The following is a 25,852-nucleotide window of genomic DNA, read 5'->3' on the forward strand; positions in this document are numbered from 1 at the left end:
CGTCAACTCGGCGATCTGCTGCAACGTCGCACCGATGTCCGACGTCCTCGTCGTGGTCATGGACTGCACCGAGACGGGTGCGTCCCCGCCGACCGCCACCGACCCGACCTGGATGCGCCGCGAGGGGCGACGCACCGCCAGCGGCCGGGCCGGCAGCGCGGGGAGCCCCAGGGAGACCGGCTCTCCGAGGCTCATGACATCACCCGCGGTTTCCCTGGACGGTCTCGCGGACCGCCCGGATCGACTCCTTCAACGACCCCATGGTGGCGAGCACGGCGGTCGGCTCGTAGCCGCAGTGCGCCATGCAGTTCGCGCACCGCTCGTCCTTGCCGCGGCCGTACTTGTCCCAGTCGGTCTCCTCCACGAGCTGCCGGTACGTCGGCACGTACCCGTCGCTCATCAGGTAGCAGGGCCGCTGCCAGCCGAAGAGGGAGTAGTTGGGGATCGCCCACGCCGTGCACGGGAAGTCGGCCTTGCCCTCCAGGAAGTCCAGGAAGAGCGGCGAGTGGTTGAGCCGCCAGCGCGCCCGGTTGCCGCCGGCGAACGCCTTCTTGAAGAGCTCCCTGGTCTGCTCGACGCCCAGGAAGTGCTCCTGGTCGGGTGCCTTCTCGTAGGCGTACGCGGGCGAGATCATCATCTCGTCGACCTTGAGGTCGTCGTTGAGGAAGTTGAGCACCTCGATGATGGTCTGCGGGGTGTCGGTGTTGAAGAAGGTCGAGTTGGTGGTGACCCGGAAGCCCTGTCGCTTGGCCTCCTTGATCGCCTCGACGGCCTCGTCGAACACTCCCTCCTTCGCCACCGACTCGTCGTGCCGCTCGCGCAGCCCGTCGATGTGCACGGCGAAGGCGAAGTACGGCGAAGGCTTGAACTTCTCCAGCTTCTTGCGCATCAGAAGCGCGTTGGTGCACAGGAAGACGTACTTCCTCTTGGCCACCAACTGCCGCACGATCTCATCGATCTGAGGGTGCATCAGGGGCTCGCCGCCCGCGATGGAGACCATCGGCGCACCGGATTCCAGGACCGCTCCGACGGCCTGGGCCACCGGCATCCGCTGCTTCAGGATCCCGGCCGGATGCTGGATCTTTCCGCAGCCCTCGCATTTCAGGTTGCAGGCGAAGAGCGGTTCCAGCTCGACGATCAGCGGGAACTTCTCACGCCCCCGCAACTTCTGTTCAAAGAGATAGGTCCCGACCCTGATGGACTGACGAAGCGGCATGGCCATCTGGCTCACCTCCTGGGGAGCAGCAAAGAACGGTGCCATTCAAAGAAAGCGGGAAGGACGGCACGAAGAACGCGGAAGGCTGATATTCCACCGCACACCGTGCCAATCCGGACGAGTTCATGTTCTGGAGCGTCCACGACCACCCGTACGGCCGCAACCGGACGCGGTCCGGCCTGCTGGGCGGCCCACAGCGTGGCGGCGGACTCCATGTCCACCGCGATCGCCCCGGTCGCCCGCAGATCGGCCCGCTCGGGGCCCCGTACGACGTGGTCCGACCCGGTGAGCGGGCCGGTGTGGACCGTGCGGCCCGGCAGCGCCTCGGCGAGCGCCTTGGCGAGCACCTCGATGTCGGTGCACACCGTGGTGCCCCGCGGGTCGCGGGTTTCCTCGGCGACGACCAGGTCCCCCGGGTGCATCCCGGGGACCAGGCCGGCGCAGAAGCCTGAGGCGATGACCGCCGCGTCGCGCATCCGGTCCCCGCCAAGGGTCCGGACGACGGCGCGCTCGGCGGCCGGGGGGCCCATGCCGCTGCGCAGCACGGTGACCGGCCCCGCCGCGCCGCCGCGGGCGCCGCGCAGCGCGAGCCGCTCGATGGTGAGCGCACAGGCGATCACCATCGGCACGGGCTGCGGGGCCTGGGGTGCGTCCATCAACTCCCCTTGGTGCCGTTGGGGGAGAACGGTTCTCCATGGACGTAGCGGCCGAGCGCGGTCAGCGGGAAGACCTGCCGGTAGAGGTGGTAGTTGATCGAGAAGTCCCAGGGAAACCCCGTGCCGGTGAAGTACGGCTCGTCCCAGGAGCCGTCCTCGCGCTGGTTCTCGGCGAGCCAGGCGATGCCCCGCTCGGCGGCCTTGCCGTCCCGCTCCCCCGCCGCGAGCAGCGCGAGCAGCGCCCAGGCGGTCTGCGAGGCGGTGGAGGGGCCGCGCCCCGCCCATTCGGTCTCGCCGTACGAGCGCAGGTCCTCGCCCCAGCCGCCGTCGTCGTTCTGTACGGATTCCAGCCAGCCGACCGCGCGCCGGATCGCGGGGTGCGAGGCGGGGATCCCGGCGGCGGTCAGCGCGGGCACCACCGACCCCGTGCCGTACACGTAGTTGACGCCCCAGCGCCCGAACCAGGAGCCGTTGGCCTCCTGTTCGGCAAGCAGCCACTCGATGCCGCGCCGGGTGCGCGGATCGTGCGACTTGCCCTCGTAGGCGAGCATCTCGACGACGTGCGCGGTGACGTCGGCCGACGGCGGGTCGATGACCTCCCCGAAGTCACAGAAGGGCAGCCGGTTGGGGAAGGCGCTGGTGTTGTCGGCGTCGAACGCGCCCCAGGCGCCGTTCTTCGACTGCATGCCGAGGCTCCAGCGCACCCCGCGGGCGATGGCCGCGTCGACCCTGGCCTGCCGCGGGTGCTTGACGCGGCGCAGCGCCAGGATCACCTCGGCAGTGTCGTCGATGTCAGGGTAGTTGTCGTTGTGGAACTCGAACGCCCAGCCGCCCGGGGGGAGTTGGGGACGCCGTACGGCCCAGTCACCGGGCCGGGTGATCTCCTCGTCCAGCATCCAGTCGGCGGCCTTGACGAGGGCGGGGTGGTCGGCCGGCACGCCCGCGTCGGCCAGGGCGATGGCGGCCAGGCACGTGTCCCACACCGGGGACTGGCAGGCCTCGATCATCCGGGCGCCGTCCTCGCGCCACACCGCGAACCGGTCAAGGGACTCCAACCCGGCCCGCATCACGGGGTGTTGGAGGTCGTACCCGAGCAGGTGCAGGGCGATCACGGAGTACACGGCAGGTGGCTGGATGCCGCCCCAGCAGCCGTCGTTCTCCTGGCGCTCGATGATCCAGCGGGCGGCGCTGCGCATCGCGGTGCGGCGCAACGTGCGCGGGGCCACCTTGTGGTAGGCGTGCAGGACCTTGTCGAGCCGCTGGAAAGCGCCGTTCCAACTCGCCACCGGGGCAAGGGGTTTGACCGGATTGGGGCGGCGGGCGTCGGTGTGCAGCTCGTCGAGCGCGAAGGGGGCGGGCCGTACCGGCCGCTTGGCCGAGACCACCGTGAGCGGCACGATGGTCTGCCGGGCCCAGCAGCCGAAGTCGTAGATGTTGAGCGGGACCCACTTGGGCAGGAAGATCAGCTCGGGCGGCAGCTCCGGCAGGTCGTCCCACTTCCACCAGCCGAACAGGGCCAGCCAGATGCGGGTGAAGACCCGGGCGGCCGCGATCCCGCCCTTCGCCCTGATCCAGGCCGAGGCGCGGGCCATGTGCGCGTCCTCGGGCCGGTCACCGGCCAGCCTGAGCGCGACGTACGCCTCGATGGTGGTGGAGAGCTCGCCGGGCCCGCCGTAGAAGGTGGCCCAGGTCCCGTCGTCGCGCTGCTCGCCCCGGATGAAGAGGGCGGCCGCCTGGACGGTCTTCTCGTCCTGGATCCCGAGGAACTGACGCAGCAGCAGGTCCTCGGCGTCCATGGTGACGTTGGTCTCCAGGTCGCCCTTCCACCAGCCCTGGGCGTCCTGCCTCGCCAGCAGATGCTCGACGCCGCGCTCGGCGGCCTGCCGGGCGGCGTCGAGTACCGCGTCCGCGCCGGGAGTGATCCCGGTTGTTGCACTGGCCGCGGCGGCCCGGGGCCGCGGGGCCCCGGTGCTTCCGTCGGTCGTCGCTGTCATGGCTTCCCCTTAATGCAAGTGCAGTTGCTACTTCTGCTGTGCTGGGGTCTCCGTCGGCGGGGCCCGTGCCAACGGGCCCTACCGGCGACTGCGAGTCATATGGGAATGGCGATCATCTCTTTCGGACGACGACGAAGTCCGCGAGCGCGGTGAGCTGCGCGCGGACGTGTTCCGGCATGTCGACGGCGCTGAGCGCCTCGATGGCGATGGTGTGCTGCCTGCGGGCCTCCTGGGAGGTCCACTCGCGGCCGCCGGCCTCCTCGATCAGGGCCGCGCGGGTGGCGAACTCCGCCTCGGAGAAGCTGTCGAAGTCGTTGCTCTTGGCGTCGGCGGCGAGCAGTTCGCCGAGCCGCGTGGAGGCCGGGCCGCCCGCGGCGAGGGCCGCGACGACCGGCAGCGACTTCTTGCGCTGGCGCAGGTCGCTCCAGGTCTGCTTGCCCGTGGCGTCCGGGTCGCCCCAGATGCCGAGCAGGTCGTCGACGGCCTGGAAGGCGAGGCCGAGGTGGTAGCCGTACGCCTCAAGGGTGTCGGCGGTCCTGTCGTCGGCGCCGCCGAGGACCGCGCCGATGGAGACGGCGCAGGCGAGCAGCGCGCCCGTCTTGTTGCCCTCCATCTCCAGACACTCCTCGACGGTGACCCGCTCGCGGTGCTCGTAGGAGATGTCCTGGGCCTGACCGTCGATCAACTTCCGGGTGGCGGTGGTGAGTCGGCGGGTGGCGCGGCCCGCTTCGACCGTGCCGAGTTCCAGCAGGACCTCATTCGCGAGGGCGAACAGGGCGTCGCCGACGAGGATCGCCTGGGCGGGGCCGTGCACCTTCCACACCGTGTCGCGGTGGCGGCGCTGCTCGTCGCCGTCCATGAGGTCGTCGTGCAGGAGCGAGAAGTTGTGCACGAGCTCCACGGCGACCGCCCCCGGCACCCCGACCTCCGCACTGGCGCCCGCCGCCTCGGCGGAGAGCAGGGCGAGCGCGGGCCTGATGGCCTTGCCGCCGTCGCCGGCCGCCGGGCGGCCCTGGGCGTCGATCCACCCGAAGTGGTAGGCGGCGACGGTGTCCATGGGAGCCGCGAGCCGGTCGACGGCCGCGCGCAGCTCCGGAGTCGACAGCGCGCGCCCCCGCTCCAGCAGGGCGTTGACGTCCACGGTGTCCACAGCCGGATTCGCCGAAGCCGAAGGCACAGTCGGCACAGTCTCTCCTCTTGTTCCAGTACTGCTAACAGTCATGCCGCCTCCTGAAGCGGATGAACATGGGGGCGGCCGAGGGTGGAGAGGGCGGCGCCGGCGGCGCTGAATCCGCTGCGCACGGCTCCCTCCATGGTCGCGGGCCAGCCGGTCGCGGTCCACGCGCCGGCCAGGTACAGGCCGTCCGCGCGGGTCCGTGCCGACGGCCGCAGCCGTCCGACGCCGGGGGTGGGGGCGAACGTCGCTGTCCGCTCCCGGGTGACGAAGAAGTCGAGGATCTCCGCGCCGCGCGCCGCGGGCAACAGCTTTTCCAGCTCGGGAAGATAGCGGGCGCGCAGTTCGGCCACGGGCAGGTCGATCTCGTCCTCGGCGGCCGACTGCGAGATGGCCAGATACTGCCCCTGGCCCTTCAGCCCCGAGGAGTCCGTCCGGTCGAAGACCCACTGCACCGGGCTGCCGAGCGCGGCGAAGAAGGGCTGCCGCAGGACCTTGCGGTCGTAGACGACATGGACGTTGAGGATCGGCGCGGTGTTGATGTCGAGCAGCTTGCCCGGCTCGTCGAGGGCGCCGTCGGGCAGCAGGTCGTGCGTCTCCTTCTGCGGCACGGCGAGCACGACGACCTCGGCGTCCAGCGTCTCGCCGGCCAGCTGGACCTGCCAACTGCCGTTGCCCGTACGGGAGATGGCCTCGGCCTTGGTACGCGTCTCGGTGCGCACCCCCGCCGAGTCGAGGGCCTTGCGGGCCAGCGTGTCGTGCAGTTCGCCGAGCGGCACACGGGCCCAGCCGATGTCGGCGGCGCCCGGCTCGGAGAGCAGCCCGGTCTTGAAGACCATGGCGGCCAGGCCCAGCGAGGCGTGCGGCGCGGTGGCGTTCAGGGTCGCGACGCCCACCAGGTCCCACAGGGCCTCGATGGTGCGCGCCGACTGGCCGTGCCGGCCCAGCCACGTCGCGAAGTCCACGCCGTCCAGGGCCGGGTCGGCCGGATCGAGTTTCTTGAGCGCGAGCGCGGCGCGCCCGACGGAGGCCCGCTCGGCGAGCGAGAGGTGCGGGTAGGTCGCCAGGCTCCGGGCGAGGTGCAGCGGCACGGGCAGTGCGTCGCGGCGCAGCCGGCCGAGCCGGGGGCCCCCGCGGTGCGCCACGTCGAGGACGGGGACGTCCAACTTGGCCTGGACCGGGGCGAGTTCGGCCCCGCCGACCCGGTCGAGGAACCACCGGTAGGCGGTGCAGCAGCGCAGGTAGACGTGCTGGCCGTTGTCCACGGTGAGCTCGCCGCGCCGGAAGGAGAACGCGAGACCGCCCAGGCGCGGGCGGCCCTCGACGAGGGTCACGCCCAGGCCCGCGTCGGCGAGTTCGAGCGCCGCGGTGATCCCGGCGAGTCCGCCGCCGATCACCACCGCGCGTTTGGGCTGCGCGTCGTTCATGCGCCCTCCCCTTTGGCCGCGCCGGCGTGGTGCGCACGGCAGGCCGACGCAGTCAGGGACGCATCAACGTGCCGGGAAGTTGCACGTCGGGCCTGCGTAATGGTGCTCAGCCCTTCGTCCGGGTGCGCGTGGTGCATCAGGCGCGCCTCCTGGCGGTCTGCCGGGAGACGTGCCGGGTGTCGAGGCCGGACAGTCCGCGTACCGCCACGTACGCCTTCTCGCGTCCGGGCAGCGAGACCCGCCCGCGCAGCACCGCCTCCGGGTCGCGCTCGATGCGGTCGAGCAGCCGCCGGTAGATCCCGGCCATGGCGGCGACGCAGGCGCCGCTGCGCCGGTCCAGCATGGGAAGGAGCCGGTAGCCCTCGGCGAACAGGGCCCGGGCGCGCCGCACTTCGAAGTGGACGAGCCCGGCGAAGTCGGAGCCGGGCGGCGGCACGGGGCCGTTGAAACCCGTCGAGCAGCCGAACTTGGCGAGGTCGTCCGAAGGCAGGTACGTCCGCCCGTTGCCGGCGTCCTCGCGAACGTCCCTGAGGATGTTGGTGAGTTGGAGCGCGAGCCCCAGCGTGTCGGCGTACTCCCCGGCGCGTTCGATGCCCGGTGCGCCCGGCTGCGTACCGAAAACGCCCAACGAGAGCCGACCGATGGCACCCGCGACACACCGGCAGTAGACCTTCAGGTCGTCCCAGGTCTCGTAGCTCTCGCCGTGCACGTCCATGAGGACGCCGTCGATGAGTTCGTCGAGCCCGCCGAGCGGGATCGGGAACCGGCGCGCCGCGTCCGCGAGCGCGACCGCCACCGGGTCGGTGTCGTCCTCGTCGACCCCGCCGTCGCGGATGCGCCCGAGCAGCGCCCGGGTCTCCTCCAGGCGCACCTCCTTGGCGCCGTCGGCCAGCGTGCCGTCGCCGATGTCGTCGACCCGGCGCGAGAACGCGTACAGCGCCGACATCGCCTGCCGCTTGTCGGCCGGCAGCAGTCTGATGCCGTACGCGAAATTGCGCGCCTGCTGCCCGGTCACGGCCTCGCAATAGCTGTATGCGGCCTGTACCGGTGCGGACACGGGTGCCTGTGCCTCCACTGTCCGGCTCACCCCTCTCTACGCGCTCTTCGCAAGACGGCTCCCACCTCGCGCATCAGCCTTGCCCTGGTGGGCTTGGGCGGTCCCGGGAGTACGTCGTGGCCGGCGGCAGCGACCGCGTCGAGCGCGGCGCGTCCTCCGGCCACGAATCCGGCCAGCAGCAGCTTGAGTCTGCCGTGGACGCTACCCACCAGGGGGGTGCCTTCATTCAGCAACGACCCGGCGCGTTCCGCTTCGAACGCGACCAGGGCACGCACCGAGGCGCTCCCTGTGGGGGCGGCCAGATCGGCTTGCGTGACGTGGAACCGCGCCATGTCCTCGGCGGGCAGATAGATCCGGTCCCGCCCGAGGTCCTCCTTGACGTCCTGGAGGTGTTCGACGATCTGCAGCGCCGTGCAGATCTCGTCGGAACGGCGGATGCGCTCCGGGCTCGCGGTGCCGGTGATGGCGAGGACGAGCCGCCCCACGGGGTTGGCCGAAAGCTCGCAGTAGGCGAGCAGTTCCTCGTACGTCTCGTAGCGCGCGACCCGCTGGTCCTGGCGGTTGGCGGCGATCAGCCCGAGGAACGGCTCGGGGGTCAGCGCGCAGCGCCGCACGGTGGGCTGCAGCGCCTTCAGGAGCGGGTGGTGCGGCGTCGCGTCGAAGACGCGGCGCAGATCCGTCTCGAAGGCGTCGAGCATGTGGAGCCGGTCGTCCGCGTCGGCGGGGGCGACGCCCAGGTGGCGGGCGTCGGCGCCGCCGGGGGCGAGGTCGCCGTCACCGATGTCGTCGACGAGCCGGGCGAAGCCGTAGACGGCCATCAGGTCGTCGCGCCACGCGCGCGGCAGGAAGAAGGGGGCCACCGGGAAGTTCTCGTCCGTGGCCTTGTCGAGCGTGGCGCGCGAGGAGGATCCGGTGCGCACGTCCCGCACTGGGGTCACCGGGTACCGCCCGGCGCGGGAACGGCGGCCGTCCCTTTGAGCTGGAGATTTTCCGTAGCCATGGCCGTCACATCTCCCGTTCTACACCGCCGACCCAAAACATCCTATTTCGGACACGCCGCCTGACCTCCCCGGACGGGGCGACCCGTCTCGCGAGGAGCCCGGGGCGTATTACCCCACTTGCCGCGAATCAGCACCGGTACAGCTTACGTTGTACAACGGCCGACAACACGTCGGGGTGTTGCGAGCATTACAACAACACTCCAATCCGGCCCAACCTTCCCCGCACACTGGCAACTTGACGGGATCTTGACTGTCCGGCCACACCATAGGACGCGGAAGCCCCTGCCGGGGTTGATCGACAGGGGCCGCGGGTTCCGCTGTCCGCCGGATGGCCAAATGTCAGCGGCCGGACTCCTTCTGGTAGGCCTTCACGACCTCGTCCGTCGGCCCGTCCATGAGGAGCTCGCCGCGCTCCAGCCAGAGCACGCGGTCGCAGGTGTCCCGGATGGAGCCGATGCTGTGGCTCACCAGGAAGACGGTTCCGGCGTGCTTGCGCAGCTCCCGGATGCGCTCCTCCGAGCGGATCTGGAACTGCCGGTCACCGGTGGCGAGCGCCTCGTCGATCATGAGGACGTCGTGGTCCTTGGCCGCGGCGATGGAGAACCGCAGCCGGGCCGCCATGCCGGAGGAGTACGTCCGCATCGGCAGCGAGATGAAGTCGCCCTTGTCGTTGATGCCGGAGAAGTCGACGATCTCCTCGTAGCGCTCCCTGACCTCCTCGCGCGACATGCCCATGGCGAGGCCGCCCAGGATCACGTTGCGCTCGCCGGTCAGGTCGTTCATCAGCGCCGCGTTCACGCCGAGCAGCGAGGGCTGGCCGTCGGTGTAGACCCGGCCGCTCTCGGGCGGCAGCAGGCCGGCGATCGCCCGGAGCAGCGTCGACTTGCCCGAACCGTTGGAGCCGATCAGGCCGATGGCCTCGCCGCGGTACGCCGTGAACGACACGCCCTTGACGGCGTGCACCCGGCGCATGCCCCGGGAGGCGCCGCCGGTCTTGTCCTTCTTGACTATGCGGCTCAGGGCGGCGGTCGCGCTGCCCTTGCCTCCGCCACCGCCATTGACGGTGTACACGATGTGCACGTCGTCGCAGATGACGGTGGGAATCCGCGTCTCGACCGCGATGCGGTCCTTGATGTCCTCAGCCACGGCCGTACCGCTCCTCAGCCTTCCAGAAGTACACGAAGCCCAGCCCACCGACGACGACCGCCCAGCCGGCCGCGAGGGCCCACACGTGCGGGGGCAGCGAGTGGCCGCCGTAGCCGTCCATCAGGGCGTAGCGCGCCAGGTCCATGTAGACCGCGGCGGGGTTGCACTGAAGGATGTCCTTCAGCCAGTGCGGTTTGCCCTTGAGTACGGTGCTGAGGCTGAACATCACGCCGGACGAGTACATCCACGTACGCATGATGAACGGCATCAACTGCGCGAGGTCCGGCGTCTTGGAGCCGAGCCGCGCGAAGATCAGCGCCAGGCCGGTGTTGAACACGAACTGCAGCGCGAGCACCGGGATGATCAGCGGCCAGGTCATGCTCGGCATGAAGCCGGAGGACACGACCACGATCATCAGGACGATCATCGAGAAGAGCAGCTGCTGGAGCTGCTGCAGCGCGAAGGAGACGGGCAGCGAGGCGCGCGGGAAGTGCAGGGCCCGCACCAGGCCGAGGTTGCCCGAGATCGCCCGGACGCCCGCCATCAGCGAGTTCTGCGTGAACGTGAACAGGAACACGCCGGTGACCAGGAACGGGATGTACGCGTTCGAGTCGATGCCCCGCTTCGCGTTCATCAGAACGCCGAAGATGAAGTAGTAGACGAGCGCGTTCAGCAGGGGCGTCGCCACCTGCCAGATCTGGCCGAGCTTCGCCTCGCTGTACTGGGCGGTCAGCTTGGCCGACGAGAACGACAGGATGAAGTGGCGCCGGCCCCACAGCTGCTTGATGTAGGCGGAGAGCCCGGGCCGGGCTCCGCTCACCGACAGCCCGTGCTTGGCGGCGAGGTCCGCCGGGGACAGGGTTGTGTCACTCACAAGTGAAAACTTTCGTGTTCAAGAACTACGCCCGATGGTCTCAGAGCCGAGACTCTCAGATGACGGGGGGACGGCCCAGCCGGGTGAGCTTGAAGACCGTACGCCACTTCATGGGGCGGCGCGGTCCGCAGGGCGTCGCCCAGCCCTCCTTGAAGCCGCCGAACCAGGCCTTCAGAGCCGGGCCCGAGGGCTTGCGGGCCAGGGTGAGGAGCAGCCAGACCCCGAGGTAGACCGGGACGAGCGGGGCGGGCAGGTTGCGCCGGGCCAGCCAGACCCGGTTGCGGGCCACCATCCGGTGGTACACCGCGTGCCGGGACGGGGCGGTCGTCGGGTGGTGCAGGACCATGTCCGCGCGGTAGTCGATCATCCAGCCGGCATCGAGCGCCCGCCACGCGAGGTCGGTCTCCTCGTGGGCGTAGAAGAACTCGTCGGGCAGCCCGCCGACCTCCGCGAACACCCGGGTGCGCACGGCGTTGGCGCCGCCGAGGAACGTCGTCACGCGCGAGGAGCGCATCGGATCGGCGGCGCGCAGCCTCGGGACGTGGCGGCGCTGGGTGACGCCGGTCTCCGGGTCGGCGATCCGGAAGCTGATGATGCCCAGCTCCGGGTCGGCCGCGAAGGCCTTGCGGCACAGCTCGGCGGTGTCCGGGTTGGCGAGCAGCCCGTCGTCGTCGAGGAAGAGCAGCACGTCGACCTCCGCGCCCGAGGGGCCGAACGCCTCGATGCCGACGTTGCGGCCGCCCGGGATGCCCAGGTTCTCCGGCAGTTCCACGGTGCGTACGCCCTCGGGGACGTCCGGGACCGGGGCGCCGTTGCCGACCACGACGACCTCGACCGGGTCGCCGTCCTGCTTGGCGACCGAGTCGAGCAGGGCCCGCAGCTCGGCGGGGCGGTTGCCCATGGTGATGACGACCGCGCCGACCTTCATGGGGGCGCTCACTTCAGCCTGCTGGAGGCGAGGATGGACACGAGGTGCAGCACCGTCTGAAGGAGCGCGATGCCGGCGAGCACCGCGACGCCCAGGCGCGAGAAGTACAGGTCGCCCCGGACCTGGTCCACGATCGCGAGGACCAGGATCAGCAGGGACGCCTCGATGCCGAGGACCAGGCGGTGGAACTTCAGCGCGGCGGCGGCCCGGCGGGCCAGCGCCATGCCGGACGAGCGCGGTGTGGCCGCCGCGTCCTTGACCTGCGGCAGACCGGCCTGGTGCCGGGCGACGCCGACGAGGTCGGTCTCCGCCTTGATCAGGATCGCGCCAAGGGCCGCGAGCGTACCGAGGAAGGCCCACAGCCAGTCGATCCGGCCACCGCCCCACAGGTCGGCGGCGCGCAGGCCGAAGCCGACCAGGACCGCCGCGTCGCACAGGTAGGCGCCGACGCGGTCCAGGTACACCCCGGAGAGCGAGAACTGCTTCTTCCAGCGCGCGACTTCGCCGTCGACGCAGTCGAGCAGCAGATAGCCCTGGACGGCCACGACGCCGAGGACCGCGCCCCAGATGCCCGGGATGAGCAGGGCCGGGGCGGCGAGGACACCGCTGAGGGTCATCAGGTAGGTCAGCTGGTTCGGCGTGACCTTGGTGGTGACCAGGACGCGGGTGATGCGCAGGGAGATCTCGCGCATGTACAGGCGGCCGCCCCAGTGTTCTCCGCTGACCCGGTCCTTGACACCCGCGGGGTGCACGACCGGGCGGAGCTCAGCTACGGATGGTCTTGGCATAGTCGGCGTACGCGTCCCTGATCTGGTCGGTGGACAGGTCGAGGTGCTCGAGGATGGTGTAGCGGCCGGGGCGGGTCTGCGGGGCGAACTCGACGGCCTGCACGAACTCGTCGACGCTGAAGCCGATGTCCTGTGGGGTGACCGGCAGCCGGTGCCGTCGCAGCACGCTCGCCATCAGCGCGGACTCCTCCACGGCGCCGCGCAGGTGCATGGCGAAGGCGGCACCGAGGGCCACCTGCTCGCCGTGGCTCGCGGCCCGCTTGGGGAAGAGGATGTCGAAAGCGTGGTTGATCTCGTGGCAGGCGCCCGACGCGGGGCGCGAGTCGCCGGAGATCGACATGGAGATGCCGGTGAGGACCAGGCCCTCGGCGAGCACCTGGAGGAAGCCGTCGTCCTCGACGCCACCGGGGTGGCGCAGCACGGCCTCGCCGGCCTGGCGGGCCATGGCCGCGGCGAGGCCGTCGATGGACTCGCCGGTCTCGCGGTTGGACAGCTCCCAGTCCGCGATGCAGGAGATGTTCGACACGGCGTCGCCGATGCCGGACCGCACGAAGCGGACCGGAGCCGCACGGATGACGTCCAGGTCGATGACGACGGCGATCGGCGTGGGCACCCCGTAGGAGCCGCGGCCCGCGTCGTTGTCGAGGGTGGCGACCGGCGAGCACAGGCCGTCGTGCGCCAGGTTCGTCGGGACGGCGACCAACGGGAGGCCGATGCGTGCCGCGGCGTACTTGGCACAGTCGATGATCTTGCCGCCGCCGAGGCCGACGACCGCGTCGTAGTGACCCGACTTCATCGCGTCGGCGAGCTTGATCGCGTTGTCGAGCGTGCCGCCGCCGACCTCGTACCAGTCGGCGCCGGGCAGCGCCGGGGCGAGCCGCTCGCGCAGCACCGCCCCGGAGCCGCCGCTGATGGCCACCGCGAGTTTGCCCGACGCCGAGATGCGCTGGTCGGCGAGGACGCCGGCCAGATCATCCAGCGCCCCGGCCCGGATGTCGACGACAACCGGGGACGGGATGAGCCTCGTCAGTACTGGCACGCGATCTCACGGCCCTTCGCCAGGTCGTCGTGGTTGTCGATCTCGACCCACGACACCTCGCCGATGGGGGCCACGTCGACGGTGAAGCCGCGGTTCACGAGCTCCTGGTAGCCGTCCTCGTAGTAGAGGTCGGGGTCGCGCTCGAAGGTGGTCTTCAGGGCGTCGGCGAGCTCCTCGGCGGCCTCGGCCTCGATCAGCGTGACGCCGATGTACTCGCCGGTGGCGGTCGCCGGGTCCATCAGCTTGGTGATGCGCTGGACGCCCTTGCCGTCGGCGGTGATGACCTTCATCTCCTCGTCGGCGAGGCTCTTCACCGTGTCGAGGGCGAGGATGATCTTCTGGCCGTCGCCGCGCGCGGCGAGCAGGGTCTTCTCGACGGAGACGGGGTGGACCGTATCGCCGTTGGCGAGGATCACACCGCGCTTGAGGACCTCACGGGCGCACCACAGGGAGTAGGCGTTGTTCCACTCCTCGGCCTTGTCGTTGTCGATCAGCGTGATCGCGACGCCGTACTTGGCCTCCAGGGCCTCCTTGCGCGCGTACACGGCTTCCTTGCGGTAGCCGACGACGACGGCGACCTCGGTCAGGCCGACCTCGGCGAAGTTCTTCAGCGCGATGTCCAGGACGGTGGTGTCACCGTCGACAGGCACGAGGGCCTTCGGGAGCGTGTCGGTGTAGGGGCGCAGACGCCGTCCGGCACCGGCTGCCAGTACGAGGCCAATCATGCTGTTTCTCCTTCGTCATGTACGGCAGGTGCTCCGGAGGACACCCAGAAGCGGATGGACTCCACGAGCACCACGAGCGCGATGGCCGCCGCGAGGGCGGTGAGCGCCAGGGTGAAGTCTGTGTCTCGCGTGGCGAGGACGGCGGCGAGCACCGTCACCGCGAGCGTGCGGCCCTCGTGGCCGCCGATCAGCCGCACCAGCCACTTCGGCGGCGCGCCCGAGCCGCCCTTGATGCGGTAGACCGTGTCGTAGTGATGGTAGGCGACCGCGGACACCAGCCCGAAGGCTGCGGGAAGGGCCCCGTTCACGTCCGAGCGGGCCGCGAGGATCAGGACCGTGCAGTATTCGGCCACCCGGAAGAGTGGCGGCACGAGCCAGTCGAGGGCGCCCTTGAGGGGGCGGGCGACGGCGAGGCCCGACAGGATCGCGTAGAAGACGGCCGCGACGATCATCTGGCGGCTGCCGACCGGCTGCGTGAGCGCCGCGGCGACGAGGGCCGCGGCGCCGACGGCGGCGACCACAGGGGGGCCCGGGATCCTGGGTGCCCTGGCCGCGACCAGCTGCGCGACGGGCCCGCTGTCGGCGAGCTCGGCGAGCGCGAGGGCCGCGCGGTCGGTGCGGGTGGCACGGCGGGTCAGTGAGCGAAGGACGCGGCCGGCGGTGGTGTAGCAGGCGGCGAAGGCGCAGCCGATGAGCAGCGCGTAGAAGACGATGCGGGGCGTGGTGACGGCGGTCAGCACGGCGATCATCGCCCAGCGCTCGCCGATGGGCAGCACGATCATGCGGCGCACCCACACCGTCCAGCCGACCGAGTCGAGCTTGTCGGAGAGGGCGGCGGTGGGGCTGGTGTTGGCAGACGCGTCGTGGTTGGCCTCGTTGAACGAGAAGTCCACGACGTGGCGGCAGGTCTGGAGCACCATCGCGCCGAGCGCCAGTGCCCATACGTCGTCGCCGCCCCGGGCCGCCCCGAGGGCGAGGCCCGCGTAGTAGGCGTACTCCTTGGCGCGGTCGAAGGTGGCGTCGAGCCAGGCGCCCATCGTCGAGTACTGGAGCGAGTAGCGGGCGAGCTGCCCGTCGGTGCAGTCCAGGACGAAGGAGAGGATCAGCAGCACTCCGGCCGCTACGTAGCCGCCGCGCGTCCCGGTCGCCGCGCAGCCAGCCGCGATCAGGGCGGTGATCAGCGAGGCGGTGGTGACCTGGTTGGGGGTGAGCCCCCGGCGGGCGCACCAGCGCGCGATGTAGCGGGAGTACGGGCTGATGAAGTGGGTGGTGAAGAAGCCGTCGCGGGACTTCACGGCATTGCGCAGGCGTACGGACTCGTCGTCGACGGCGGCGATGGCCTGGGCCGCCTCGACCGCGGCGACGTCGTCCGCGGGGACGGTCGCGACGAGCGAGCCGAGCTCGGGGTGGTGCACCGCGACGCCGTCGGCCTCGATGGCCGCGGCGATGTCGTCGGCGAGCACGGAGGCCGTACCGGCCTGGGCGGCGGGCGCCTGCGTGCCACCGGCCAGGGCGCGGGTGAGGGCCGGGCGGGCCTCTGCCTGGACGGTGAGGGCGCCGGACACCGAGGCCGCCGGGAAGCGGGGGTCGGTCAGCGCGAGGCGCAGCGCGTGCACGTGCCCCAGGAAGCGCGGGTCGACCAGGGCGACGCGTTCACCGGTCGGAACCTCGGCGAGGAGGCGGGGCAGATCGTCGGGGAGGAAGGCCTGCTGCACGTCGAAACCCAGCGCGAGCAGATCGGGTCCGAGCTGCGAGCCGGGCACCGGCGGACCGGTAAGGATGGCGGTCGACAGACGAACTCACTCCTTGCGACTGACATGGCTGAAGTGCGACGGCCCGGCCCGGCACAGGGGCGGGCGGCACGTCGGCAGAGGCTATCGGATGCACGGAACCGGGAATTCACTGGCCGTTTGTGCCCGAGGCGGCCCGGCAGCGCCCGTTGCGGGAGCGCCGCGATCATCATCGTCGATCAAGGGCGCAGCCCACAAACCGCGTTCGAACGACGCCGCCCCACAGATCGCGCGGACCGCGTCCCAGGGAGGGGCCGGCGATCTCTCCGACGCTCTGACCTGCAAGCATTTTCGCAGGTCAGAGCACATGACAACGGTGTTCAGTGCCGTGTTGCACATACCCCCTACCCGTAGTTCACTGACCCCTCGTACACAGCGTAGGGATCGATCGGAAAACGGATCTGGGAGGGCCTCATGGGGGCTGGGCACGACCACGGACACACGCACGGCGGACCACCGCCGACCGGCACCGCGGCCGCCGCCTACCGGGGACGGCTGCGCATCGCACTCGGCATCACACTGACCGTGATGGTCGTGGAGGTCGTCGGCGGTCTGCTCGCGGACTCGCTGGCGCTCGTCGCGGACGCGGCGCACATGGCGACGGACGGCCTCGGCCTCGCGATGGCGCTGCTCGCCATCCACTTCGCCAACCGCCCGGCCGGGGGCAACCGCACCTTCGGGTACGCCCGCGCCGAGATACTCGCGGCGCTCGCCAACTGTCTGCTGCTGCTCGGGGTGGGCGGCTACGTCCTGTTCGAGGCGGTCTCGCGGTTCGTCGAGCCGGCCGACACCGCGGGCGGCACGGCCGTGGTCTTCGGCCTGATCGGCCTGGTCGCCAACTCGGTGTCGCTGTCGCTCCTGATGAAGGGGCAGCAGGACAGCCTGAACGTGCGCGGCGCTTTCCTGGAGGTCCTCTCGGACGCGCTCGGCTCGGCGGCCGTCGTGATCGCCGGTCTGGTCATCATGACCACCGGCTGGCAGGCGGCCGACCCGATCGCCTCCCTGGTGATCGGCCTGATGATCGTGCCCAGGACCGTCAAGCTGCTGCGCGAGACCCTCAACGTGCTGCTCGAATCGGCGCCCAAGGGCGTCGACATGGCTGAGGTGCGGGCGCACATCGTGGAGCTGCCGGGCGTCGAGGACGTACACGATCTGCACGCCTGGACGATCACCTCGGGGATGCCGGTGCTCTCGGCGCACGTGGTGGTCAGCCAGGAGGTGCTCGACTCGGTGGGGCACGAGAAGCTGCTGCACGAGTTGCAGGGGTGCCTGGGCGATCACTTCGACGTCGAGCACTGCACCTTCCAGCTGGAGCCGGGCGGCCACGCCGAGCACGAGGCGAAGCTCTGCCACTGACACGCGTGGTTCCCGGGGCCCCGCGTGGGGCAGGACATGCGGATGCCGGTCAATGGCGGACACGCCGCTTTTGTACGGCAGACTGGGCAGCCGAGGACCGAAGCGAAGGATGGTTATGCCGAGCACACCAGCCACCACGGCGAACAACTCGTCGGACGGGACCGCGGGCGCCGCACCAGAGATCTTGCTCGAACTCGTCGACGAGAGCGGCAACACCATCGGAACCGCGGAGAAGCTCTCCGCGCACCAGGCGCCCGGGCAGCTGCACCGGGCGTTCTCCGTCTTCCTCTTCGACCCGGCGGGCCGGCTGCTGCTCCAGCGCCGCGCGCTCGGCAAGTACCACTCCCCCGGCGTCTGGTCCAACACCTGCTGCGGCCACCCCTACCCCGGCGAGTCCCCGTTCGCGGCGGCCGCCCGGCGTACGTACGAGGAGCTGGGCATCTCGCCGACGCTGCTGGCCGAGGCGGGCACGGTGCGCTACAACCACCCGGATCCGGACTCGGGCCTGGTGGAGCAGGAGTACAACCACCTCTTCGTGGGCCTGGTGCAGTCCCCGCTGCGGCCGGACCCGGAGGAGGTCGGCGAGACGGCGTTCGTCACGCCCGAGGAACTCACCGAGCGGCACGCCCGCGCCACGTTCTCGGCGTGGTTCATGACGGTGCTCGACGCGGCGCGGCCCGCGGTCAAGGAGCTCACGGGGCCCGACGCGGGCTGGTGATCCCCGGCAGCGGGGCCAGCGGGAGTGCGGCCCAGACGATCTTTCCGCCGTTCGCGGTCTGCTCGACGTCGCACACCCCGCCGGCCTCCTCGGTGATCTCGCGCACCAGGAGCAGCCCCCGGCCGCCGGTCTGGCCGTGGTCGGTCTCCAGGGCCTTGGGCCGGTAGGGGTGGTTGTCCTCGACGGACACCCGGATCCACTCGGCGCCGATCGCCACCTCGACGGCGACCTGCGGCGAGAGCAGGGCCGCGTGTCTGACCGCGTTGGTGACCAGCTCCGAGACGATCAGGAGCAGGCCCTGGATCAGGTCCTCGTGGGCCGGTACGCCCTGTCGGCACAGCAGGTCTCGCACCGCGTGCCGGGCCTGTGGCACGGAGACGTCGACGGCGGGCGCGGTGAACCGCCACACTCCCTCGTACGACTGCTGCCTGGCCGGAGCGGCGGGTTCGGGCGGGAGGCTCCCGCGGATCTCCATGTTGTCCGGCACCCACCCTCGCGGCTCGACAGCACACCCCTCTACTGAAGAGTGTGTGGAGTGTGTTGGTCCGGACCGGCCGACTGAACAGAAGTCAGCATCTATCGCCGCTTTTTGATTCCCGATGCAAGAGAAGGTCATCCCTCCTTCGGGTTCTGCTCCCCCTCCGAGGGCTTTGCCACGGCTTGCGGGGGTGTCGGAGACATCGGAGGTGTGCCGCTTCCGGCCTCCACGGGGGTCACGGCGTCACTCACAAGAGTGACGATTCTGCGTCCGCTCAATCCGATGGCGATCAGCCCGAGACCGTCGAACAGCAGGGCCAGCGAGAAGAAACAGCCGATGACGTAGCGGCTGTTGCTCGGCCAGTTCGCGAGCACAAGGACGCCCAGGAGCACCCCGAACGCGCCCTGCACCAGCGTCCAGCCGAACTGCGGCCCGCGCACCACCACACTGCCCACCAGGCGGAAGACCCCGCCGGTCAGGAACAGCAGCGCGGCGAACATCGTGAGCGCCTCGGCGCTGCCCTCGGGGCGGCGGATGATCACCACGCCCGCGGCGAGGTTCAGCGCGGCGACCACGACGCCGAGCCAGAAGAAGCTGGAGCCGCGTGACTGGATCGCGTGCGCGAGGCCCACGACGCCGCCGACGAGCAGCAGCCAGCCGAACAGCAGCATGGTGGTGAGGGTGGCGAACTCGGTGTAGCCGAGGCCCACCAGGCCGGCCACGACGAGGATCGCCCCGAGCAGGGCGAGCAGCCCGAAGCTCCGGCTGAGTTTCCGGCCTTCGCGCCCGACGTTGTGCCTGGGTCCGGCCATCAGCGTCTCCTTACGGTGCGCGTGCGACGACCCCCCTTGCGATCATAGGTTTCGGGTGCCCGGATAGCATCCGGCGCATGCAGCCGCAGCTGGAGCAGAGCCTCACCGAGGGCGTCGCCATCGTCGTCATCAGCAACCCCGCCAAGCGCAATGCGATGACGTCCGCGATGTGGCGGGCGCTGCCGCCGCTGCTCGCGGCCCTGGCCGCCGATCCGGAGGTGCGGGCGCTGGTGCTGACCGGGGCCGGGGACACGTTCTGCGCGGGCGCCGACATCTCGACGCTGCGCGACCCCGGCAACGATCCCAAGATGCTCGCGGTACGGGCCGAGGAGGCGCTGGCCGCCTTTCCCAAGCCGACGCTGGCCGCGGTGCGCGGTCACTGCGTGGGCGGCGGCAGCCAGCTCGCGGCCGCCTGCGATCTGCGGTTCGCCGAGGAGGGGGCGCTCTTCGGCGTCACGCCCGCGAAGCTCGGCATCGTCTACCCGGCGTCCTCCACCCGGCGCCTGGCCGCACTGGTCGGGCCATCGACCGCCAAGTACCTGTTGTTTTCAGGTGAGTTGATCGACAGCGAGCGCGCGCTGCGGACGGGTCTGGTGGACGAGGTGCTGCCGGCGGGCGGACTGGGCAAGCGGGTGGCCGAGTTCACCCGCGTCCTGGTCTCGCGCTCACAGCTCACCCAGGCGGCGGCGAAGGAGTTCGCGGACGGCCGGATCGACCGGGACGCCCACTGGGCGGAGCAGGAGCGCGGCAGCGGCGACACCGCGGAGGGCGTCGCCGCGTTCCTGGAGCGCCGGACTCCGCGCTTCACCTGGCACCTCAGCCCCGAGGCAGGCCCTTCGTCCTGAAGTGCTCCACCAGGTCGGCGGGCGCCTTGTCGGGCGAGCCCGCGTCGTAGGGCGGCTGCGGGTCGTACTCGATGAGGAGCTGCACGGCCTGGGCGTGCCGGTCCCCGGCGATCATCCCGGCCAGGGTCAGGCCCATGTCGATGCCGGAGGAGACGCCGGCCGCGGTGACGTACTTGTGGTCGAAGACGACCCGCTCACCGGTCGGTGTCACGCCGAACGTCGCGAGGTGGTCGAGCGAGAGCCAGTGCGAGGTCGCGCGACGGCCCTTGAGGAGCCCGGTGGCAGCCAGCAGCAGCGAGCCCGTGCACACCGACGTCGTCCAGGTCGAGGCGATGTCGACGGTGCGCAGCCAGTCGACGAGCGGCCCGCCCTGAAGGTGCGGCTCGACGGCCTCGGGCGGGGCGCCCGGCACGATCACGATGTCCGGCCGGGTCACCTCCGCGAAGGACTTCTCGGCGACCAGGGTGAGGCTCCCCCTGTCGTTGCGTACGGGCCCGGCCTGCTCGGCGACGAACACCGTCTCGGCGCCGGGGAGCGGGCTGAGGGTCTCGTACGGGCCTATCGCGTCCAGGGCGGTGAAGCCGGGGTACAGGGCGACGGCTATCTGCATGGGCTGTCCTTCTGAGGAGGTTGCGGGTTCGGTCAGTTCTGGTCTGCGGGGCCGAATCGGCTCGCGGCGCGGAACTCCTCGACGAGATGGGCCGGGGCCTTGTCGGGCGAGCCCGCGTCGTAGGGCGGCTGCGGGTCGTACTCGGTGAGGAGCTGGACGGCCTGGGCCCGCTCGTCGCCGGCGATCCGGCCGAGCAGGGCGAGCCCCATGTCGATGCCGGAGGAGACGCCGGCGGCCGTGGCGTACTTGCCGTCGAAGACGACCCGCTCCCCGGTGGGCCGCGCGCCGAACGTCGCGAGGTGGTCGAGGGCGAGCCAGTGCGAGGTCGCGCGCCGGCCGTTCAGCAGACCGGCCGCGGCGAGCAGCAGCGAGCCCGTGCACACCGATGTCGTCCAGGTGGACGTGGCATCGACGGCGCGCAGCCAGTCCAGGACGGCCGCGTTGTCCATCTGCCGGGTCTGGCCCGGGCCGCCCGGGACCACCACGACGTCCGGCCGCAGCACCTCGCCGAGCGTGCGGTCGGCGGCGAGGCCGAGGCTGCCCCGGTTGTCGTTGCGTACGAGCCCGGCCCGCTCGGCCACGAACACCGTCTCGGCGCCGGGCGTCCGGCCCAGGATCTCGTACGGGCCGACGGCGTCCAGGGCGGTGAACCGGTCGTAGAGCAGGATCGCGATCTGCATGTCTGCTGCCTTCTTACGGAGGGTCACGCGGGACTGGGCCGGAAGCGGCGGCGGTACTCGGCGGGGGCCGTGCCCAGCGTCTTGACGAAGGCGCGCCGCATGGCCTCGGGGGTGCCGTAGCCGGCCGCGCGGGAGACCTCCTGGACGCCGTTCGGGGTCTCTTCGAGGAGGCGCCGGGCGTGTTCCAGACGGACGCGCTCGACGTAGCGGCCGGGGGTCGTGCCGGTCTCGGCGTGGAAGGCGCGGGCGAAGTGGCGCGGCGAGAGGCTGGCCCGCTGGGCGAGGGCCTCGACGGACAGGTCGCCGTCCGGGTGCTCGGTGATCCACTGCTGGAGTTCGCGCAGCGGCTCGCGCCGGGCCGTCTGCGCGGCGAGCTGGGCGCTGAACTGGGCCTGGTTGCCCGGCCGCCGCAGGAACACCACCATCGCGCGGGCGACGGCCAGGGCCACGTCCCTGCCGTGGTCCTCCTCCACCAGGGCCAGCGCCAGGTCGATGCCCGCGGTGACCCCGGCCGAGGTGGCGACGTTGCCGTCCCGCACGAAGATCGGATCCGGCTCGACGCGCACGGCCGGATAGCGGTTCGTCATCCGGGTGCACAGGGCCCAGTGCGTGGTGGCCCTGCGCCCGTCGAGCAGCCCGGCCTCGGCGAGCAGCAGCGAGCCCGTGCACACCGAGACGAGCCGCCGGGCGTCCGGGCCGTGCGCCCGCAGCCAGTCGACCAGCCGGGGGTCGGGCGCGCCGGCGCCGTCACCGCCCGGGACGAGCAGGATGTCGGCAGGACCGGCGTCGGCGAGCGCGGAGTCGGCCATGAGGCGCAGCCCGCTGTGCGCGGCGACCGGGGCCCCGTCGAGCGAGGCGAAGCGCAGCCGGTAGGCGGCGCGGTCCCCGAGGACGCGGCCCGCCGCGGCGAACACCTCGGCCGGTCCGGTCACATCGAGGCTCTGGACGTCGTCGAAGAGGACCACCAGGACGGAGTGCTGCGTCATGCCCCCATCCTTGGGGCAGGCCGCGATGGCCGCAATGACGAGAACCCCACCTTTCCTGCCATCCCCGACCGAGCCCGACCCACCCCTTCACGGCGTACCGACCAGTCGGTAACGTGCTGGGTATGAGTTCTCTCCCGCCGCGCGCCGGACGCCACTGCCACAACCCCCTCAACTCGCTGCACGCCACGGTCTACTTCTCACCGGACTTCACCAAGGAGCTCGCCGGGCTCGGTGTCGAGGACCCCGGCGCCGCCTACTTCGCGGGGCGTGCGGCCGCGATGGGAGCCGTGGGCCCCGGGGTCGTGGCGGCCACGTTCTACAACTTCCGGCACGACCTGATAGCCCGGCACCTGCCCGCGGTGTGGCGCACCGCCTCCCCCGAGGCCGTGCTCGCCGCACGCCTGAGGGCCGTCGACAGCACGCTGCGCCGCCTGCTCGGCGAGGAGGCCATCGCCTCGGACGAGATGGCGGAGGCGGCCCGGCTCGCGCTGCGCGCCGCCGAGGGCTGCACCCGGCACGCCCGGCCCCTGTACGCCGCGCACGCCGACCTGCCCGTGCCCGACCAGCCGCACCTGGCCTACTGGCACGCGACGACGCTGCTGCGCGAGCACCGCGGCGACGGGCACCTCACCGCGCTGCTCGACCTGTCCCTCGACCCGCTGGAGGCACTGGTCAGCCACACCGCGACCGGCAAGGGCATGGCACGCAAGTGGGTCATGGCCACGCGCGGCTGGGAGCAGTCGGACTGGGACGCGGCGGCCGGGCGGCTCCGCGAGCGCGGACTGCTCGACGGGGAGGGCGAGTTGACGGAGGCGGGCGTGGCACTGCGCGCCGACCTTGAGGACCGTACCGACCGCCTCGACCTCGCCCCCTACGAACTCCTCGGCGCGCAGGGCGTGGCCCGGCTCACCGAACTCGCCAAGGGCTTCCTGGTGGCGGCGGCCCTGGCGGGCGGCTTCCCGGCCGACCTCGTCGGCAAGGGCTGACCGTCGGTTGTCGGTGCCGCCTGCCACAATGGCGCCTCAGGCTCAGCGAGAAGGCGGTACGGCAACGTGACGACGTCCATCGAAGGCAGGATCGCCGAGGAACTCGGCGTACGGGACCGGCAGGTGAAGGCCGCCGTCGAGCTGCTCGACGGCGGGTCCACCGTCCCGTTCATCGCGCGCTACCGCAAGGAAGCGACCGAGATGCTGGACGACGCCCAGCTGCGCACCCTTGAGGAGCGGCTGCGCTATCTGCGGGAGCTGGAGGAGCGGCGCACGGCGGTCCTGGAGTCCGTACGGGAACAGGGCAAGCTCACCGAGGCCCTTGAGGCGCAGATCCGGGCCGCCGACACCAAGGCCCGCCTGGAGGACATCTACCTGCCGTTCAAGCCGAAGCGGCGCACCAAGGCGCAGATCGCGCGCGAGGCGGGCCTGGAGCCGCTCGCGGACGGCCTGCTCGGCGACCCTTCGGTGGACCCGCTCGCCGCGGCCGCCGCGTTCGTCGACGCGGACAAGGGCGTCGCCGATCCGGCGGCCGCCCTGGAGGGCGCCCGGGCCATCCTCGCCGAGCGCTTCTCCGAGGACGCCGACCTGATCGGCGAGCTGCGCGAGCGCATGTGGACCAAGGGCCGGCTGGCGGCGAAGGTACGGGACGGCAAGGAGGAGGCGGGCGCCAAGTTCGCCGACTACTTCGACTTCACCGAGCCGTTCACCGCGCTGCCCTCGCACCGGGTGCTCGCGATGCTGCGCGGTGAGAAGGAGGACGTCCTCGACCTCGTCCTGGAGCCCGAGGAGCCGTCCGCCGAGCCGGGCCCCTCGACGTACGAGAACATGGTGGCGCGCCGCTTCGGCGTCGCCGACCGGGGCCGCCCCGGCGACAAGTGGCTGGGTGACACGGTCCGCTGGGCCTGGCGCACCCGCATCCTCGTCCACCTCGGCATCGACCTGCGACTGCGGCTGCGCACGGCCGCCGAGGACGAGGCGGTCCGCGTCTTCGCCTCCAACCTGCGCGACCTGCTGCTCGCCGCCCCGGCCGGCACCCGGGCCACGCTCGGCCTCGACCCCGGTTTCCGTACCGGCGTCAAGGTGGCGGTCATCGACGCGACCGGCAAGGTCGTGGCGACGGACGTGATCCACCCGCACGTCCCCGCGAACAAGTGGGACCAGGCGCTGGCGAAGCTCGCCGGGCTCTGCGCGGAGCACGCGGTCGAGCTGATCGCCATCGGCAACGGCACGGCGTCCCGCGAGACCGACAAGCTCGCCGGTGAACTCATCGCCAAGCACCCGGAGTTGAACCTCGCCAAGGTGATGGTGTCGGAGGCGGGTGCCTCGGTGTACTCGGCTTCGGCGTTCGCCTCGCAGGAGTTCCCGGACATGGACGTGTCGCTGCGCGGCGCGGTCTCCATCGCCCGGCGCCTGCAGGACCCGCTCGCCGAGCTGGTGAAGATCGACCCGAAGTCCATCGGGGTGGGCCAGTACCAGCACGACCTGTCCGAGGTGAAGCTGTCGCGCTCGCTCGACGCGGTGGTCGAGGACTGTGTGAACGGCGTGGGTGTCGACGTCAACACCGCCTCCGCGCCGCTGCTTTCGCGGGTCTCGGGCATCGGCTCGGGCCTCGCCGAGAACATCGTGGCGCACCGCGACGCCAACGGCCCGTTCCGCTCGCGCCGCGCGCTGAAGGACGTGGCGCGGCTCGGCCCGAAGGCGTACGAGCAGTGCGCGGGCTTCCTGCGGATCCGGGACGGCGAGGACCCGCTGGACGCGTCCAGCGTGCACCCCGAGGCGTACCCGGTGGTGCGGCGGATGGTGAAGACGGCGGGCAGCGAGGTCGCCTCCCTCATCGGCAACACGGGGGTGCTGCGCTCGCTGCGGCCCGACGACTTCGTGGACGAGACCTTCGGTCTGCCCACCGTCACCGACATCCTGCGCGAGCTGGAGAAGCCGGGCCGCGACCCCCGCCCGGCCTTCAAGACGGCCACCTTCAAGGAGGGCGTCGAGAAGATCGGCGACCTGGAGCCCGGGATGCTCCTTGAGGGCGTGGTCACGAACGTGGCGGCGTTCGGCGCGTTCATCGACATCGGCGTGCACCAGGACGGGCTCGCGCATGTCTCGGCGCTGTCGAAGACGTTCGTGAAGGACCCGCGTGACGTGGTGAAGCCGGGCGACATCGTCCGGGTGAAGGTCCTGGACGTGGATGTGCCGCGCAAGCGGATCTCGCTGACCCTGCGGCTCGACGACGACGCGTCGGCGCCGGGCGGCGCGCCCAAGCGGGAGCGGGGCGGTCAGGGACAGGGCAACCGGCCTCCGCAGCAGCGCCAGGGCGAGGGCCAGCAGCGCCGTGGCAACGGTGGCGGCGAGGCCCGCGGCGGGAATCGGCAGGGCGGCGCCCGTGGTGGCGACCGCCAGGGCGGCGGCCAGGGCCGCGGCTCGGCACCGGCCCCGTCGAACAGCGCGATGGCGGACGCCCTGCGCAAGGCGGGCCTGCTGGACCCGAAGGGCCGCGGCGGACGCTGAGGGATGGGCGAGGGGCGGCCGTACGGGCATCAACTGCCGTACACCCGCCCCTCGT

At 71.4% G+C, this 25,852-nt stretch carries 25 protein-coding genes; 5 read left to right on the top strand and 20 right to left on the bottom strand.

Going from position 1 to position 25,852, the window contains the following annotated elements:
* The 15 genes from ADK54_RS11915 to ADK54_RS11985 all read right to left on the bottom strand — a co-directional run.
* Positions 1-195, bottom strand: a 195-nt coding sequence (locus ADK54_RS11915; RefSeq protein ID WP_159047735.1) for a flavodoxin-dependent (E)-4-hydroxy-3-methylbut-2-enyl-diphosphate synthase, incomplete at its 3' end; no start/stop codon positions are given.
* Between the two features lie 4 nt (positions 196-199).
* A complete protein-coding gene (hpnH, locus tag ADK54_RS11920; RefSeq protein WP_053725556.1) occupies positions 200-1,222 on the bottom strand; it encodes an adenosyl-hopene transferase HpnH in 1,023 nt (340 codons plus the stop codon).
* A gap of 5 nt (positions 1,223-1,227) precedes the next feature.
* Positions 1,228-1,872: a 1-hydroxy-2-methyl-2-butenyl 4-diphosphate reductase gene (locus ADK54_RS11925; protein WP_053725557.1), complete on the bottom strand. Its 645-nt coding sequence runs from the start codon at positions 1,870-1,872 to the stop codon at positions 1,228-1,230.
* The gene (gene shc / locus ADK54_RS11930) at positions 1,872-3,866 is read right to left on the bottom strand and encodes a squalene--hopene cyclase (protein ID WP_053725558.1); all 1,995 of its coding nucleotides are present in this window, start codon (positions 3,864-3,866) and stop codon (positions 1,872-1,874) included. Before shc ends, ADK54_RS11925 begins: the two co-directional genes overlap by 1 nt.
* A gap of 112 nt (positions 3,867-3,978) precedes the next feature.
* Complete coding sequence (locus ADK54_RS11935) at positions 3,979-5,088, bottom strand: polyprenyl synthetase family protein (RefSeq protein ID WP_053725559.1); 1,110 nt, start codon at positions 5,086-5,088, stop codon at positions 3,979-3,981.
* The gene (gene hpnE / locus ADK54_RS11940; RefSeq protein ID WP_053725560.1) at positions 5,085-6,467 is read right to left on the bottom strand and encodes a hydroxysqualene dehydroxylase HpnE; all 1,383 of its coding nucleotides are present in this window, start codon (positions 6,465-6,467) and stop codon (positions 5,085-5,087) included. Before hpnE ends, ADK54_RS11935 begins: the two co-directional genes overlap by 4 nt.
* A gap of 136 nt (positions 6,468-6,603) precedes the next feature.
* Positions 6,604-7,554 (bottom strand): presqualene diphosphate synthase HpnD, encoded by a 951-nt coding sequence (gene hpnD, locus ADK54_RS11945; RefSeq protein WP_199826930.1) that lies wholly within the window; start codon positions 7,552-7,554, stop codon positions 6,604-6,606.
* Positions 7,551-8,444 carry a squalene synthase HpnC gene (gene hpnC, locus ADK54_RS11950; RefSeq protein ID WP_199826931.1) on the bottom strand — a complete coding sequence of 298 codons (894 nt, stop codon included), beginning with the start codon at positions 8,442-8,444 and terminating at the stop codon, positions 7,551-7,553. The genes hpnD and hpnC overlap by 4 nt, the downstream gene beginning before the upstream one ends.
* A 420-nt stretch (positions 8,445-8,864) precedes the next feature.
* Positions 8,865-9,671 (bottom strand): ABC transporter ATP-binding protein, encoded by an 807-nt coding sequence (locus ADK54_RS11955; protein ID WP_078966321.1) that lies wholly within the window; start codon positions 9,669-9,671, stop codon positions 8,865-8,867.
* Positions 9,664-10,545 (bottom strand): ABC transporter permease, encoded by an 882-nt coding sequence (locus ADK54_RS11960; protein WP_053725563.1) that lies wholly within the window; start codon positions 10,543-10,545, stop codon positions 9,664-9,666. The genes ADK54_RS11955 and ADK54_RS11960 overlap by 8 nt, the downstream gene beginning before the upstream one ends.
* Before the next feature lie 55 nt (positions 10,546-10,600).
* Entirely contained in the window at positions 10,601-11,473 is an 873-nt protein-coding gene (locus ADK54_RS11965) for a glycosyltransferase family 2 protein (protein ID WP_420717300.1), read from the bottom strand.
* 8 nt (positions 11,474-11,481) lie between these two features.
* On the bottom strand, positions 11,482-12,261 hold the full coding sequence (locus tag ADK54_RS11970) for a CDP-alcohol phosphatidyltransferase family protein (RefSeq protein ID WP_053725565.1): 780 nt from the start codon (positions 12,259-12,261) through the stop codon (positions 11,482-11,484).
* Positions 12,239-13,300: an iron-containing alcohol dehydrogenase family protein gene (locus ADK54_RS11975; protein WP_053725566.1), complete on the bottom strand. Its 1,062-nt coding sequence runs from the start codon at positions 13,298-13,300 to the stop codon at positions 12,239-12,241. The genes ADK54_RS11970 and ADK54_RS11975 overlap by 23 nt, the downstream gene beginning before the upstream one ends.
* On the bottom strand, positions 13,288-14,025 hold the full coding sequence (locus tag ADK54_RS11980; RefSeq protein WP_053725567.1) for a sugar phosphate nucleotidyltransferase: 738 nt from the start codon (positions 14,023-14,025) through the stop codon (positions 13,288-13,290). Before ADK54_RS11980 ends, ADK54_RS11975 begins: the two co-directional genes overlap by 13 nt.
* Complete coding sequence (locus ADK54_RS11985) at positions 14,022-15,818, bottom strand: DUF5941 domain-containing protein (RefSeq protein ID WP_053725568.1); 1,797 nt, start codon at positions 15,816-15,818, stop codon at positions 14,022-14,024. The genes ADK54_RS11980 and ADK54_RS11985 overlap by 4 nt, the downstream gene beginning before the upstream one ends.
* 411 nt (positions 15,819-16,229) lie before the next feature.
* Between ADK54_RS11985 and ADK54_RS11990 the strand changes: the two genes are divergently transcribed.
* A complete protein-coding gene (locus ADK54_RS11990; protein WP_053725569.1) occupies positions 16,230-17,171 on the top strand; it encodes a cation diffusion facilitator family transporter in 942 nt (313 codons plus the stop codon).
* A 115-nt stretch (positions 17,172-17,286) separates the two neighbouring features.
* Positions 17,287-17,889, top strand: coding sequence for an isopentenyl-diphosphate Delta-isomerase (gene idi / locus ADK54_RS11995; protein WP_053725570.1), 603 nt, complete (start codon positions 17,287-17,289; stop codon positions 17,887-17,889).
* Here the strand turns inward: idi and ADK54_RS12000 are convergent.
* Positions 17,864-18,364: an ATP-binding protein gene (locus ADK54_RS12000; RefSeq protein WP_053725722.1), complete on the bottom strand. Its 501-nt coding sequence runs from the start codon at positions 18,362-18,364 to the stop codon at positions 17,864-17,866. The two genes, idi and ADK54_RS12000, sit on opposite strands and share 26 nt — an antisense overlap.
* Before the next feature lie 137 nt (positions 18,365-18,501).
* Positions 18,502-19,179 (bottom strand): HdeD family acid-resistance protein, encoded by a 678-nt coding sequence (locus ADK54_RS12005; protein ID WP_053725571.1) that lies wholly within the window; start codon positions 19,177-19,179, stop codon positions 18,502-18,504.
* A gap of 77 nt (positions 19,180-19,256) precedes the next feature.
* On the opposite strand from ADK54_RS12005, the gene ADK54_RS12010 reads away from it, so the two are divergent.
* Positions 19,257-20,024 (top strand): enoyl-CoA hydratase/isomerase family protein, encoded by a 768-nt coding sequence (locus ADK54_RS12010; protein WP_053725572.1) that lies wholly within the window; start codon positions 19,257-19,259, stop codon positions 20,022-20,024.
* On the opposite strand, the gene ADK54_RS12015 is transcribed toward ADK54_RS12010, so the two are convergent.
* The 3 genes from ADK54_RS12015 to ADK54_RS12025 are packed head-to-tail and all read right to left on the bottom strand — an operon-like array spanning position 19,996 to position 22,300.
* The gene (locus ADK54_RS12015; protein WP_053725573.1) at positions 19,996-20,634 is read right to left on the bottom strand and encodes a DJ-1/PfpI family protein; all 639 of its coding nucleotides are present in this window, start codon (positions 20,632-20,634) and stop codon (positions 19,996-19,998) included. The two genes, ADK54_RS12010 and ADK54_RS12015, sit on opposite strands and share 29 nt — an antisense overlap.
* Before the next feature lie 32 nt (positions 20,635-20,666).
* Positions 20,667-21,314, bottom strand: coding sequence for a DJ-1/PfpI family protein (locus ADK54_RS12020; RefSeq protein ID WP_053725574.1), 648 nt, complete (start codon positions 21,312-21,314; stop codon positions 20,667-20,669).
* A 23-nt stretch (positions 21,315-21,337) separates the two neighbouring features.
* Complete coding sequence (locus ADK54_RS12025) at positions 21,338-22,300, bottom strand: GlxA family transcriptional regulator (RefSeq protein WP_053725575.1); 963 nt, start codon at positions 22,298-22,300, stop codon at positions 21,338-21,340.
* Between the two features lie 122 nt (positions 22,301-22,422).
* On the opposite strand from ADK54_RS12025, the gene ADK54_RS12030 reads away from it, so the two are divergent.
* Both ADK54_RS12030 and ADK54_RS12035 read left to right on the top strand, forming a co-directional pair.
* The gene (locus ADK54_RS12030; protein WP_053725576.1) at positions 22,423-23,286 is read left to right on the top strand and encodes an SCO6745 family protein; all 864 of its coding nucleotides are present in this window, start codon (positions 22,423-22,425) and stop codon (positions 23,284-23,286) included.
* 66 nt (positions 23,287-23,352) lie between these two features.
* The gene (locus tag ADK54_RS12035) at positions 23,353-25,797 is read left to right on the top strand and encodes a Tex family protein (protein ID WP_053725577.1); all 2,445 of its coding nucleotides are present in this window, start codon (positions 23,353-23,355) and stop codon (positions 25,795-25,797) included.
* Positions 25,798-25,852: the final 55 nt, after the last annotated feature.

The sequence above is a fragment of the Streptomyces sp. WM6378 genome, assembly GCF_001279695.1.
Classification (GTDB): domain Bacteria; phylum Actinomycetota; class Actinomycetes; order Streptomycetales; family Streptomycetaceae; genus Streptomyces.